10 protein-coding genes are annotated in these 13709 nt (G+C 69.2%); 8 read left to right on the forward strand and 2 right to left on the reverse strand.

Annotated features, from left to right (window positions below):
* The first annotated feature begins 7 nt into the window (after positions 1-7).
* A complete protein-coding gene (locus tag PV734_RS31465) occupies positions 8-1165 on the forward strand; it encodes a diguanylate cyclase domain-containing protein (RefSeq protein ID WP_319293036.1) in 1158 nt (385 codons plus the stop codon).
* 244 nt (positions 1166-1409) lie between these two features.
* Positions 1410-2948, forward strand: a complete 1539-nt coding sequence (hutH, locus tag PV734_RS31470) for a histidine ammonia-lyase (RefSeq protein ID WP_319293219.1) — start codon at positions 1410-1412, stop codon at positions 2946-2948.
* An 88-nt stretch (positions 2949-3036) separates the two neighbouring features.
* Here the strand turns inward: hutH and PV734_RS31475 are convergent, their stop codons facing one another.
* Positions 3037-3447, reverse strand: a complete 411-nt coding sequence (locus PV734_RS31475; protein WP_319092334.1) for a cell wall protein — start codon at positions 3445-3447, stop codon at positions 3037-3039.
* Between the two features lie 110 nt (positions 3448-3557).
* On the opposite strand from PV734_RS31475, the gene PV734_RS31480 reads away from it, so the two are divergent.
* The 5 genes from PV734_RS31480 (at position 3558) to PV734_RS31500 (ending at position 11491) form a co-directional block, all read left to right on the forward strand.
* Positions 3558-3911, forward strand: coding sequence for a hypothetical protein (locus PV734_RS31480; RefSeq protein WP_319092332.1), 354 nt, complete (start codon positions 3558-3560; stop codon positions 3909-3911).
* A gap of 269 nt (positions 3912-4180) precedes the next feature.
* A complete protein-coding gene (locus PV734_RS31485; RefSeq protein WP_319293038.1) occupies positions 4181-5452 on the forward strand; it encodes a L,D-transpeptidase in 1272 nt (423 codons plus the stop codon).
* A gap of 241 nt (positions 5453-5693) precedes the next feature.
* On the forward strand, positions 5694-7172 hold the full coding sequence (locus PV734_RS31490; protein ID WP_319092330.1) for an ABC transporter permease: 1479 nt from the start codon (positions 5694-5696) through the stop codon (positions 7170-7172).
* A gap of 123 nt (positions 7173-7295) precedes the next feature.
* Positions 7296-7979, forward strand: coding sequence for an ABC transporter ATP-binding protein (locus PV734_RS31495; protein ID WP_319092329.1), 684 nt, complete (start codon positions 7296-7298; stop codon positions 7977-7979).
* Between the two features lie 191 nt (positions 7980-8170).
* On the forward strand, positions 8171-11491 hold the full coding sequence (locus PV734_RS31500; protein WP_319293039.1) for a S8 family peptidase: 3321 nt from the start codon (positions 8171-8173) through the stop codon (positions 11489-11491).
* 69 nt (positions 11492-11560) lie between these two features.
* On the opposite strand, the gene PV734_RS31505 is transcribed toward PV734_RS31500, so the two are convergent.
* Entirely contained in the window at positions 11561-12490 is a 930-nt protein-coding gene (locus PV734_RS31505) for a helix-turn-helix transcriptional regulator (RefSeq protein ID WP_319293042.1), read from the reverse strand.
* Positions 12491-12660: 170 nt separating this feature from the next.
* Here PV734_RS31505 and PV734_RS31510 point away from each other — a divergent pair, with 170 nt between their 5' ends.
* On the forward strand, positions 12661-13701 hold the full coding sequence (locus tag PV734_RS31510; protein ID WP_319293044.1) for an NAD(P)-dependent alcohol dehydrogenase: 1041 nt from the start codon (positions 12661-12663) through the stop codon (positions 13699-13701).
* Positions 13702-13709 lie beyond the last annotated feature (8 nt).

The following is a 13709-nucleotide window of genomic DNA, read 5'->3' on the forward strand; positions in this document are numbered from 1 at the left end:
TGGATCAATGGGTGAGGAAAGTCGGCTCCACGCCGTCGTGACGCTCGCGCAGGGCATGGCCGCCGCGCAGAGCCCGCGCGAGACCTGGCGTGCCGCCGCGCTCGGGGCCTGTGATGCGCTGACCGGGAACTTCGCCGCACTGTCGGTGTGGGAGCGGGAACTCGGGCGGCTGCGGGTCCTCGTGAACGTGGGGGAGCGGTCCTCCGACGAGGAGGAGTTCCCGGAGGGGGAGGCCTACCCCGTGCACGAGTTCCCGGAGATCACCGAGTTCCTGCATGAGCGATGGGCGGGCGGTGGTGAGCCCAACGCCTGGGTCGAGACCGCGGAGGGGCCCGCGCGCGGACCGTCGGCGGGGCGCGCCGGGTACTGCCACCAGCGTGTCGCCGCGCTACGGCGCCGGGGGCGTGGCTGCTGCGTCGTCGCGCCTGTCGTGCTGCACGGCCGGGCCTGGGGTGAGCTGTACGTCGCCCGGCCGGTCGGTGCCCCCGTCTTCGGGCGTGCCGACGCCGACTTCGCCACCGTCCTGGCGTCCGTCGTCGCCGCCGGGATCGCGCAGACCGAGCGGCTGGAGGAGGCCCGGCGGCTCGCCTTCACCGACGCGCTCACCGGGCTCGCCAACCGGCGTGCCGTGGACGCCCACCTCGACGAGGCGATCGAGCGCCACCGGCGGGACGGTGCCGTGGTCAGCCTGGTCGTCTGTGACCTGAACGGCCTCAAGCGCGTCAACGACACCCTGGGGCACGCGGTCGGCGACCGGCTCCTCGAACGGTTCGGGTCGGTGCTGTCGCTGTGCGGCGCGATGCTGCCCGGCGCGCTCGCCGCCCGTCTCGGCGGTGACGAGTTCTGCCTGCTGGTGGTCGGCGCGCCCGTCGACGACGTGGTGCGGGCGGCGGGTGAACTGTGCCGTCGCGCCGGTGAGTTGGAGCTGGGGGAGGGGGTTGCCTGTGGGGTCGCCTCGACCGCCGACGCGATCGGGCCGGTGCGGACGGCTCGCCGGTTGTTCCGGCTCGCCGATGCGGCGCAGTACCGGGCGAAGGCGGTTCACGCGGACCGGCCGGTGGTCGCCGGACGTGAGGGGCCCGACGATCCGGTGGTGTTGCTCGCGGAGTCGCCCTCCGGGGAGGGAGCTGTTGAGCGGCGGCGGTTCCGTGGGCGTCGGTCGTGAGGTGCGGGGGGTTGGTGCGGGGGGTTCGTGCGGGGTGTTGGTGTGGGGTGTTGGTGTGGGCGTCGCTGGGGGCTGCCGCCCCCAGGCCCCCGCTGTCGGCCCTGAACGGGCCTTGTCCTCAAACGCCGGACGGGCTGGAGATGCGGGCCGGTGCCTGGAAGGTGCGGGTCGGTGTTGTAAGGGGTGTACCTGCCACCCGGTAGTGACATCTTGGAATTCAGTGCGTACGCTCCTGAATATGGATATGCACACTGTGGTGGTGGGGACGTCCGGGACGACCGCGGCCGACGTGCTCGCCGTGGCGCGCGGCGGGGCCCGGATCGAGTTGTCCGGGGAGGCCGTCGCCGCCCTCTCGAAGGCCCGGGGAATCATCGACGCGCTGGCCGCCAAGCCTGAGCCGGTGTACGGCGTGAGCACCGGGTTCGGTGCCCTGGCGACCCGGCACATCAGCCCCGAACTCCGCGCCCAGCTGCAGCGCAACATCGTCCGCTCGCACGCCGCCGGCATGGGACCGCGGGTCGAGCGCGAGGTCGTACGGGCGCTGGTGTTCCTGCGGCTCAAGACCGTCTGCTCGGGGCACACGGGCGTGCGGCCCGAGGTCGCGCAGACCATGGCCGACCTGCTGAACGCCGGCATCACCCCCGTCGTGCACGAGTACGGCTCCCTCGGCTGCTCCGGTGACCTCGCCCCCCTCTCCCACTGCGCGCTCACGCTCATGGGGGAGGGTGACGCGGAGGGGCCCGACGGGGTCGTACGGCCGGCCGCCGAACTCCTCGCCGAACACGGCATCGCGCCTGTCGAGCTGCGCGAGAAGGAGGGCCTCGCCCTTCTCAACGGCACCGACGGCATGCTCGGCATGCTGATCATGGCCCTTGCCGACCTCGACACCCTCTACAAGTCCGCCGACGTCACCGCCGCGCTCTCGCTGGAGGCGCTCCTCGGGACCGAGAAGGTGCTCGCGCCCGAGCTGCACGCCATCCGGCCGCACCCGGGGCAGGGGGCCAGCGCGGCCAACATGCTCGCCGTGCTGAAGGGTTCCGAGCTCACCGGGCACCACCAGGACGGCGCGCCCCGAGTCCAGGACGCCTACTCCGTGCGCTGCGCCCCGCAGGTCGCCGGCGCCGGGCGGGACACCATGGCGCACGCCCGGCTCGTCGCCGAGCGGGAGCTCGCCTCCGCCGTCGACAACCCCGTCGTCCTGGCCGACGGGCGGGTCGAGTCCAACGGGAACTTCCACGGCGCTCCGGTGGCGTACGTCCTCGACTTCCTCGCCATCGCCGCCGCCGACCTGGGATCCATCGCCGAGCGGCGCACGGACCGCCTCCTCGACAAGAACCGTTCGCACGGGCTGCCGCCGTTCCTCGCGGACGACGCCGGTGTGGACAGCGGGCTGATGATCGCCCAGTACACGCAGGCCGCCCTGGTCAGCGAGCTGAAGCGGCTCGCCGTGCCCGCCTCGGCCGACTCGATTCCCTCCTCCGCGATGCAGGAGGACCACGTCTCGATGGGCTGGTCGGCGGCGCGCAAGCTCCGTACGGCCGTCGACAACCTCGCCCGGATCATCGCCGTGGAGCTGTACGCGGCCACGCGCGCCATCGAACTGCGGGAGGGGCTCAAGCCCGCGCCCGCCTCCCGGGCCGTCATCGACGCCGTACGGGCGGCCGGGGTCGAGGGGCCCGGGCCGGACCGGTTCCTGGCGCCCGACCTCGCCGCGGCGGACGTGTTCGTGCGGGGCGGGCACCTGGTCGCCGCGGTGGAGCCGGTGACCGGCCCGCTGCAGTAACCGAAGTAGTCGCAGTAGTCATCTGGCACCGGCAGGTCTTGCTCGTGGTGCCCCGAGGCGGCGCTCCCGCGTCGTCTCGGGGGCCCGCTCAGAAGCCCAGGCGCTCCCGGCGCAGCGAGTACGTCACGAACGCGGCGCCCAGGGCGAGGCTGAGCGTGCCGCCGACGACGTACGGGGTGGTGTCGAAGCTGCCGGTGTCGGCGAGGCGGGTGCCGTCGCCGGCCGAGTCCGAGGTCGTGGTCGCCGAGGTGGTGGTGGCGGTCGTACTCGTGCTCGTACTCGTCGTGCTCACCCGCGTACTTGTGCTCGCGCTTCCGGTGGTGCTCGTCATGGAGATCTGCCGGGTGTGCTCCGACATCGTGGACATGGACGTGTCCGCTCTGTGTCGCTGCTCCACCGGCTTCTCGGCCGTCGCGTTGGCGGACGGGACGAACCACAGGGCACCCAGGAGGGTGCCCGCGGCGGTGGCGGTCAACAACGATCGACGTGCGGCTGACACGGAATATCGATCCCCTTGTGGCGCTGGCGAATTGGCCGTGACCCCGATGCTAATGAAATGCGTGGGTCGTGGGAAAGTTGCGGGAGCTGTGAGCCGTACTCTCTTCGACCATGAGCACATCAGAGACATCACGTTTTGTACGGCTTCGCGTGGAACTGGTCGTCGAGGTCGACGACGTGGAAGCCCTGACGAAGGCCGCGTTGCAGCGGATCGCCGCCGACACCGAGATGCCGGCCGACGAGCGGGTGCACGCCGAGGACACTGTGACGGAAGACACCGCGGAGGCGCTCGCGTACCTCGTGGACCCGTTCGACCTGGTCGGTGAGGTGCCGGGGACCGAACTTGCACAGGCGTCCTGGAGCAGCGAGGAGATCGACTACGACCCGGATTCGCCGGATTGGGATCTCGACGAGGATGATGAGGCGGACGGCGACGCAGTGGTCGGGGATCGGGTCGACGGCTGACTCGGCCGGGGGAAATTCGTGACCCCGGTCGGCAACCGCCGACCGGGGTTTCGTCGTCTCAGGAGAAGCAGTGACCGGCAGTGGCATCACGCGACCCGGTGGAGTACGGGACGGGCGGACAGCCCCCTGTGACCCGGGCGACGTGGTGTGGCCCACACGCTGAGCGAATGTGGAACGAGGCGAACCGGTCGTAGCGTTGAAGATTGTCAAGGGGACTTGCAGGTTCCAGGTTCCGTACGGGGACTCGTGGTTTTGGGATTACGGCAACGATGGAGAAGCGTGTGATGACGGACAGTAGGCGGCGCAAGGGTCTGATGGCCGCGTCCGCCCTGCTCGGTGGCGTGCTGGTGCTCTCGGCGTGCAGCGGAGGCGACAGCGACAGTGCCTCCAAGGGAGACAGCGGTACCGACACCTCGCAGGCCAAGGCCGACGAGGCGGCGGCCGAGGCGGCATCCGAGGCCCGGATCAAGATCACGCCCGGAGACGGTTCCAACAACGCCTCCATCAACAACGCCGCCCAGGTGGCGGTGACCAAGGGCACCCTCTCGTCCGTGGCGATGACGACGGCGGACGGTACCGCTGTCGCCGGTGAGATATCGGCCGACAAGACCAGCTGGAAGCCGACCGGCCAGCTGGAGCGTGCCACCACCTACAAGGTGACGGCGGAGGCGAAGGACGCCAAGGGCCGCGCCGCGCACGAGAACGCCTCGTTCACCACGGTCTCCGCGGCGAACAGCTTCGTCGGCTACTTCACCCCCGAGGACGGCTCGACCGTCGGCGTGGGCATGCCCGTGTCGCTCAACTTCGACAAGGCGATCACCGACAAGGCGGCCGTGCAGAAGGCCGTCACGGTCTCCTCGACCAGCGGGCAGGAGGTCGTCTGTCACTGGTTCAACGACACCCGGATGGACTGCCGGCCCGAGGACTACTGGCAGGAGGACTCCACCGTCACGCTGAAGCTGGCGCTCGACGGCGTGGAGGGCGCGAACGGCGTCTTCGGTGTGCAGCAGAAGACGGTCACCTTCAAGATCGGCCGCAACCAGGTCTCCATCGTCGACGCCAAGACGAAGACGATGAAGATCACGCAGGACGGCAAGGTCGTCAAGACCATCCCGATCTCCGCCGGTTCGCCCGAGAACAAGACGTACGAAGGCCGGATGGTGATCTCCGAGAAGTTCAAGGAGACCCGGATGAACGGCGCCACGGTCGGCTTCACCGACGACGACGGCAAGGGCGAGTACGACATCCCGGACGTGCCGCACGCCATGCGCCTGACCACCTCAGGCACCTTCGTGCACGGCAACTACTGGGGTGCCGACTCCGTCTTCGGCAACGTCAACACCAGCCACGGCTGTGTCGGCCTGAACGACACCAAGGGCGCCAACGACCCGAACAGCGAGGGCGCCTGGTTCTTCAACAACTCGATCATCGGTGACGTCGTCGACGTCCGGAACACCGGCGACAAGACCGTCGACCCGGCCAACGGCCTCAACGGCTACAACATGAACTGGGCGGACTGGAAGGCGGGTTCGGCGGTCTGATCCGGCGGTCGGCACTGCGGTCTCCCCGGCCGTACGGTTCCGTTCCGACTGTCTGGCTCCAACTCCCTGATTTCCGAGGGCGGTTGCTCATCCGAGCAGCCGCTCTCGGCGTTTCCCGGTTCCCGGTTCTTCGGGGCCTCTCAGGGTCCTGAGGCCGCTTTCCGAGGCTGACCACAGCCTTCTCATGCTTCTCTTATGCGGGACTTATCCCGTCATCACGCGGTGTACCTAGCTTGCGGCCATGTTCTTCACCTACCTGAGGCGCGAACTGCGCCGCCGCAGAAAAGCGGCACTCGTCGTCGCCTCCGGGCTCGCTCTCGGCATCGCCCTGGTCATCGTGGTCACCTCGGTCTCCTCGGGCATGTCGAAGGCGCAGGACAAGGTCCTGCAGTCGCTGTACGGACTCGGCACCGACATGACCGTCACCAAGGCCGCCGCGGCCCAGACGGGCACCGGGGACACCCAGCGCCGGCGCTTCCAGTTCGACGCGCGGAACAACAACTCCACCGCCGAGCAGAGCAGTGACCGGGTGCTGGTCCAGGGCTTCCAGACCCTGGCCGCCTCCACAGTCACCAAGGTCGACGCCCAGAAAGGCGTTTCGGACGCTGTCGGCGGACTGAGCCTCCAGGTCCTCAAGGTCAGCGGTCAGTTCCGGCAGGGCGAGTTCCGACAGGACCAGCAGAGCGGCGGCGGCAACCAGGGCGGCGGATACCCTCGCGGCGGCTCGACGGGCGCACCCCAGGGGCGTGTTGAGGGCGGCGGCGCCAACTTCGACGTCAACAACTACTCGGTGTACGGCACCGACGTCACCAAGCCGGCCCTGGGCCCGCTGACCTCCTCGAAGATCACCAGCGGCCGTACGTTCACGACCTCCGAGACGAACGCCAAGGTCGTGGTCGTCGACGCGTCCTACGCCAAGGAGAAGAAGCTCAAGGTCGGCAGCACGGTCACCATCAAGAGCGTCAAGTACAAGGCCATCGGCATCGCGACCCCCGAGAGCGGCGACTCGGCGGCCAACCTGTACATCCCGCTGCAGCAGGCCCAGACCCTCAGCGACTCCAAGGGCAAGGTCACCACGATCTACGTCCAGGCGACCGACTCCCAGCAGATCGGCGCGGTCAAGTCGACGATCCAGAAGAACATCTCGGGTACGACGGTCACGACGTCCGCCGATCTCGCCAGCACCGTCTCCGGGTCCCTGTCCACCGCCTCCGACCTGGCCTCCAACGTCGGTAAGTGGCTGTCCATCGCGGTGCTCGTCGCCGCCTTCCTGGTCGCCGGCCTGCTCACCTCCTCGGCCGTCTCCCGGCGGGTGCGCGAGTTCGGCACGCTGAAGGCGCTCGGCTGGAAGTCGGGCCGGGTCACCCGGCAGGTCGTCGGTGAGGCCGTCGTCAACGGGCTGGTGGGCGGTGCCCTCGGTATCGCGCTCGGCCTCGCCGGCGCGTATGTCGTCACCGCGATCAGCCCGGAACTCCAGGCGGAGGTGGGTGGTTCGGGCGGCAACGGCGGTCCCGGCGGAGGCTTCCCCGGCGGCGGGGGCGGCTTCGGTCGGCAGGCCGCGTCCAAGGCGCTCTCGGTCGCGCTCACCGCGCCCGTCGCGCTCTCCACCATCGCCCTCGCGGTCGGCCTCGCGGTCGCCGGCGGCCTGATCGCCGGCGCCTTCGGCGGCTGGCGCGCGTCCAGACTGCGCCCGGCGGACGCGCTGAGGCGAGTCGAGTAGCTCGGCCCACGGCCGGCGGGGCTGGATTTCCTCAGGGGCGCGGGAACTGCGCGTCCAGCCCCCACCGGCCGGTAGTCGACGAATGACAGCCGGCACCCCCAACCCCTCCCAGGAGTCACCCACATGTATGAACTCAAGGGCGTAGTCAAGCGCTACACCCGAGGCAAAGAGACCATCGACGCTCTCGCGGGCGTCGACCTCACCATCGCCGACGGCGACCGCCTGGTCATCCAGGGCCCCACCGGCGGCGGCAAGTCGACTCTGCTGCAAATGCTCGGCGGACTCGACCGGCCCACCGAGGGAATTGTCGATCTCGATGGGACGGATCTCGCCAAACTGTCCGAGAGCCGACTCACCAAAGTCCGCAGCGAGAACATCGGATTCGTCTTCCAGAGTTTCAATCTCATTCCGACGCTGTCCGCCCAGGAAAACGTCGAGACCGCTCTCGTGCCGCTGGGCGTGAAGGGCAGGGAACGGCGCGACCGGGCCGCCGAGGCGCTGCGGTCGGTGGGCCTCGGGGAGCGGCTCGGGCATCTGCCGGGGGAGATGTCCGGCGGTCAGCAGCAGCGTGTCGCCATCGCTCGTGCGCTGGTCAAGCAGCCGAAGGTGCTGCTCGCCGACGAGCCCACCGGCAACCTCGACGAGTCGATGCGCGACGAGATCATGGACGTACTCGAAACCATGTGGAAGGAGCTCGGGCTCACTTTCATCATGGTCACGCACGATTCGGCGATCGCGAAGAAAGCCCCGAGGGTGGCGACCATCCGGAAGGGGAAGATCACCGTGAAGGAGAACGCCGGTACGTGAGGCGCGCAATGTTTCGTAACTGGCTCATAACGGTCAACGCGTAATCGTCCAGTCTATTGAGCGGCTGAACACCCCTCGGCATAATTCCGGTCGGGGGGTGTGCGCTCATGCGTACGGGACTCCCCCTGCCGGGCGAACGGGGAACTGCCCGGTACTCAGCCAGCGCTCCTGGGGGAGACTTGCGCACACAAGTGAAAAGGGCATGCGTGGCAACCGTCGCCACGGCAGCCGCAGTTGCTCTCGCGGCGGGCATGACCGGCCCGGCTTCCGCGAAGGCCGACGCGAAGGGTGAGCAGCAGCGTGTGACCAGCGCTGCCCAGAAGCTCAGGCCCGCGCACCGCATCACACTCATCACCGGCGACCGGGTCGCCGTCGACGCCAAGGGCCGTGTCGTCGGCCTGGAGCGGGCGGCGGGCCGGGGCAGGATACCCGTACAGATCCGCAAGACCGACGGGCACACGCTCGTCGTGCCGGCCGACGCCGCCCGGCTCGTGTCGAGCGGCAAGCTCGACCAACGCCTCTTCGACGTCACGGAGTTGAACAAGGCGGCGGTCCGCAGGTCCCAGCAGAAGGGCCTCAAGGTCATCGTCGGCTACACGGGGGCGGCGACCGCCACCAAGGCCGACGTCCGCGACGCGGGCACCCTCCGTCACACGCTGAAGTCCCTGAACGCGGACGCCGTTCAGACCTCGCAGAAGGACACTCCCGAACTCTGGGACGCGGTGACCAACGGCGACAGGACCGCCGCCGGGATCGCGCACATCTGGCTCGACGGCACCCGTAGAGCCAGCCTCGACAAGTCCGTCCCGCAGATCGGCGCGCCGAAGGCGTGGGCGGCCGGCTACGACGGCAAGGGCGTCAAGATCGCCGTCCTGGACACGGGCGTCGACGCCACCCACCCGGACCTCAAGGACCAGGTGATCGCGGCCAAGAACTTCTCCACGGCCACCAGCGCCACCGACAAGTTCGGCCACGGCACGCATGTCGCGTCCATCGCGGCGGGCACCGGGGCCAAGTCCGGCGGCAAGTACAAGGGTGTCGCACCCGGCGCCAAGATCCTCAACGGCAAGGTGCTCGACGACACCGGTGCCGGTGACGACTCGGGCATCCTCGCCGGTATGGAGTGGGCGGCCGAGCAGGGCGCCCAGGTCGTCAACCTCAGCCTCGGCGGCCAGGACACCCCCGAGGTGGACCCGCTGGAGGCGATGGTCAACAAGCTGTCCACCGAGAAGGGCATCCTCTTCGCGATCGCGGCGGGCAACTCCGGTCCGGAGTCGATCGGTTCGCCGGGCAGCGCCGACGCGGCGCTCACCGTCGGCGCGGTCGACGACAAGGACCTGCTGGACGAGAGCTCCAGCAACGGCCCGCGCCTCGGCGACGGCGCCATCAAGCCGGACGTGACCGCGCCCGGCGTGGACATCACGGCCGCCTCCGCCAAGGGCAGCCTCATCGAGCAGGAGGTCGGCGAGAAGCCGGCCGGCTACCTCACCATCTCGGGTACGTCGATGGCGACTCCGCATGTGGCGGGCGCGGCGGCGATCCTCAAGCAGGAGCACCCGACCTGGAAGTACGCCGAGCTCAAGGGCGCGCTCACCGGATCCGCGAAGGGCGGCAACTACACGCCGTTCCAGCAGGGTTCGGGCCGGATCCAGGTCGACAAGGCCATCAAGCAGACCGTGATCGCCGACCCCGTGTCGGTGAGCTTCGGCACCCAGGCGTGGCCGCACACCGACGACACCCCGGTCACCAAGCCGCTGACGTACCGCAACCTCGGCACGACCGACGTCACGCTGAAGCTGGCGGCGACCGCGACCAACCCGAAGGGCCAGGCCGCTCCGGCCGGCTTCTTCAAGCTGGCCGCGACGACCCTGAAGGTCCCGGCGGGCGGCAGCGCCTCCGTCGGCTACACCGTCAACACCAAGCTGGGCGGCACCCTCGACGGCGCGTACTCCTCGTACGTGACGGCGACGGCCGGCGCCCAGAGCGTCCGTACGGGGGCGGCGGTCAACCGTGAGGTCGAGTCGTACGACGTCACGGTCAAGCACATCGACAAGGCCGGCCGGCCGACGGGCGAGTACAACACGGTGCTCATCGGCTACGCCGGTCTGGCCACGGACCGCTACTACCAGGTCCCGACGGCCACCACCGGCACCACGACCATGCGGCTGCCCAAGGGCACCTACCTCCTGGACGGATGGATCGCCAAGGACTTCACCAAGCCCGACCTGGGCGGTGAGGGCCTCGACTGGGTGGTCCAGCCGAAGCTGGCGATCACCAAGGACACCTCGGTGACGATCGACGCCCGTACCACCAAGGCGGCGGACATCACGGTGCCGGACGCGGACGTCAAGCCGCTGGCCGTGACGATCGACTACATGTACAACCCGCCAGGCATCGGTGTCGCAGTGAGCCTCGACTCCTTCGCGAACGTGCGGATGGCCCACCTCGGCGCGGAGGTCACCGGTCTCTCCCAGACCTGGTTCGGCCAGTTCGGCAAGGGCGCGAGCGCGGAGTACGACGCCATCACCACCGCCAAGGTCAAGAAGATCACCGGCGACAAGGTCCGCCACTTCAAGGCGAGCGACTTCGCCACGGTGTCGAACCGGCTCGGTGGCGGAGCGCCCAACAGGACCGGCGCGGTCAGCGCGATCGCCCTCCTGCCCGAGGACTTCGCCTTCGGCAGGCTCGTCGAGCAGGCGCTGCCGGGCACCCGTACCCAGTACCTGTCCACGGGTGACAAGGTCCAGTGGCTGTTCGACTTCACCCAGTTCAACGGCAAGGACGCGGACGGATTCCCGATCCCCGAGGCCTACTACACGCTCGGCAACCCGCAGACACTGAAGGGTGGCGGCAAGTACGCGCGCACCTGGAACACCGCCGTCTTCGGGCCCCGGCTGCTCCCGGACTTCGGCGTCTACCGTGACGGCAACTACATCTACGGTCTGGTGCCGCTGTTCTCCGACGGCGCGGGCCACGCCGGCTCGTCCGACTTCACGTCGGTGGCGACGACGCTCTACCGCAACGGCCAGAAGGTCGGCACGATCGACGACCCGCTGTTCGGCGGCAAGGCGTTCACGGTGCCGGCGGGCGACGCCGCGTACAAGCTGACGACGTCGGTCAAGCGCAGCGTCAAGGTCGCCCAGGCGTCCACGCGGATCGACGCGAGCTGGACGTTCCGCTCGAAGAAGCCGGGGGTCGACGGGGCCAAGCTCCCGGTGTCCTCGCTGCGCTTCAACGCGCCGGTCGGCCTGGACAACAAGGTCGCGGCCGGTACGAAGGTCACGTTCCCGGTCGTCGTCGAGGGCGCGGCGCGGGGCAGCAACCTGAAGACGCTGTCGGTGTACGCGTCGTACGACTACGGCAGGACCTGGAAGAAGCTGACGGTGAAGAACGGCAAGGTCACCGTCGTGAACCCGGCGAAGGGGGCGGCGATCTCCTTCCACGCCAAGATCAGCGACAAGAAGGGCAACAAGTCGACGATCTCGATCTACAACGCGTACTACGGCAAGTGAGCCGCCGGTGACGTGCTGACGGACGGCCCGTCGGGGTTTTCCCCCGGCGGGCCGTTTCGTGTGCCGCCGTCAGGAAACCTTGCCCGCCCGGGTCGCGTCCCGGCCCCAGCTGGCCAGCAACCGCAGGCCGTCCGCCGAGGGCGACCCCGGTTCCGCGCCGTAGACGATCAGCGTCTGGTCGTTGTCGTCGGGAAGCCTGAACGACTCGTAGTTCAGGGTCAGTTCACCGACCAGGGGATGCCGGAACCGCTTCACCCCGTAGCCCTTCTCCTTGACGTCGTGGGTCGCCCACAGCCGCCGGAACTCCTCGCTCTTCACCGACAGCTCACCCACCAGCGCCGCCAGCCTCGGGTCCTCCGGAAAGCAGCCGGCGTCCATCCGCAGATAGGACACGATGTCGATCGCCTTCTGCTCCCAGTCCAGGAACAGCTCGTGGTACTCGGGCCGCAGGAACACCAGCCGCGCCCAGTTCCGGTCCTGCGGCTGCAGCTCGGTCCAGTCCCCGAAGAGGGAGGCCGCCATCGCGTTCCACGCCAGGATGTCCGTACGCCGCCCGGCGATGTACGCCGGTACGCCGTCCATCGTGTCGAGCAGCTGCAGCAGCGTCCCGCGTACGACCTGCACCCGCACCGACGGCTTCCTCTTGTGCTGCTTCGGCTTGGCGAGGTGGGTCAGATGGGCGTGCTCGGCGCTCGTGAGCCGCAGGGCGTGGGCGATGGCGTCGAGGACCTCCGCGGAGACGTTCCGCCCGTTGCCCTGTTCGAGGCGGGTGTAATAGGCCACAGACACCCCGGCCAGCTGGGCCAGCTCCTCGCGGCGCAGCCCCGGTACCCGGCGGTGCCGCCCGAAGTCCGGCAGCCCCACGTCCTCCGGCTTGAGCCGGGCCCGCCGGGTGCGCAGGAACTCGCTGAGCTCGGCACGCCGGTCCAGGGCACCCCCAGGGAGCCGCCCGTCCCCGGGGGCGTTCGCCTGATGAGCGGATTCGGGATGTTCGTCCATACGGTCCAGTATTCCCGGTCGTACGAACGTGAGCCTGACCCCGCCAGTGGTAGGACCGCTGGACGTACGCAAAGGCGTGGACTGGGTGATCGGGGGAACACTCGGCAGACTGGTCGTCGTGCCCGGTCAGAAGGCGGCCGGGCACGGAATCCCCTAGGAGAACTCCCGGCATGACCACTGTCGCTGCATACGCCGCCCCCTCCGCCAAGGCTCCCCTGGAGCGCACCACCATCGAACGTCGAGAGGTCGGTGAGTTCGATGTCCTGATCGACATCAAGTTCGCCGGCATCTGCCACTCCGACATCCACCAGGCCCGTGAGGGCTGGGGCGAGGCCATCTTCCCGATGGTCCCCGGTCACGAGATCGCCGGTGTCGTCGAGGCGGTCGGCTCCGGCGTCACCAAGTTCACGGTCGGCGACCATGTGGGCGTCGGCTGTCTGGTCGACTCGTGCCGCGAGTGCGAGAACTGCGAGGCCGGCCTGGAGCAGTACTGCCTCAAGGGCGGTGTCGGCACCTACAACGCCCTCGACAAGAACGGTGAGCCGACGTACGGCGGCTACGCCGAGAAGATCGTCGTCGACGAGAGCTTCACCGTCCGCATCCCCGACGGCCTGGCCCTCGACGTGGCCGCGCCGCTGCTCTGCGCCGGCATCACCACGTACTCCCCGCTGAAGCACTGGAACGCCGGCCCCGGCAAGAAGGTCGCGATCCTCGGCATGGGCGGCCTCGGCCACATGGGCGTCAAGATCGCGAACGCGCTCGGCGCCGAGGTGACGGTTCTCTCGCAGTCCCTGCGCAAGAAGGAGGACGGCCTGAAGCTGGGCGCCTCCCACTACTACGCGACCAGCGACGAGGCCACCTTCAAGGAGCTGCGCGGCACCTTCGACATCATCCTGTCGACGGTCTCGGCCCCGCTGAACCTGGACGCCTACCTGGCCCTCCTCAAGACGGACGGCGCGTTCGTGAACGTGGGCGCCCCCGAGGAGCCCGTCGCGCTGAACCTCTTCTCGGTGATCGCCGGCCGCAAGACCCTTGCCGGCTCCGGCATCGGCGGCATCCAGGAGACCCAGGAGATGCTGGACTTCTGCGCCGAGCACAACCTGGGCTCGGAGATCGAGCTGATCAGCGCCTCGCAGATCAACGAGGCGTACGAGCGGGTCCTGGCGAGCGACGTCCGCTACCGCTTCGTGATCGACACGGCGACGATCTAGCTCCGCTG

Source organism: Streptomyces sp. AK08-02 (genome assembly GCF_033795085.1).
In the GTDB taxonomy this organism is placed as follows: Bacteria; Actinomycetota; Actinomycetes; order Streptomycetales; family Streptomycetaceae; genus Streptomyces; species Streptomyces echiniscabiei.

Coding starts and splice junctions, on each gene's coding strand:
- PV734_RS31480 (WP_319092332.1), top strand. CDS start 3,558: ATGAGCACATCAGAGACATCACGTTTTGTACGGCTTCGCGTGGAACTG.
- PV734_RS31485 (WP_319293038.1), top strand. CDS start 4,181: ATGGAGAAGCGTGTGATGACGGACAGTAGGCGGCGCAAGGGTCTGATG.
- hutH (WP_319293219.1), top strand. CDS start 1,410: ATGCACACTGTGGTGGTGGGGACGTCCGGGACGACCGCGGCCGACGTG.
- PV734_RS31495 (WP_319092329.1), top strand. CDS start 7,296: ATGTATGAACTCAAGGGCGTAGTCAAGCGCTACACCCGAGGCAAAGAG.
- PV734_RS31505 (WP_319293042.1), bottom strand. CDS start 12,490: ATGGACGAACATCCCGAATCCGCTCATCAGGCGAACGCCCCCGGGGAC.
- PV734_RS31465 (WP_319293036.1), top strand. CDS start 8: ATGGGTGAGGAAAGTCGGCTCCACGCCGTCGTGACGCTCGCGCAGGGC.
- PV734_RS31490 (WP_319092330.1), top strand. CDS start 5,694: ATGTTCTTCACCTACCTGAGGCGCGAACTGCGCCGCCGCAGAAAAGCG.
- PV734_RS31510 (WP_319293044.1), top strand. CDS start 12,661: ATGACCACTGTCGCTGCATACGCCGCCCCCTCCGCCAAGGCTCCCCTG.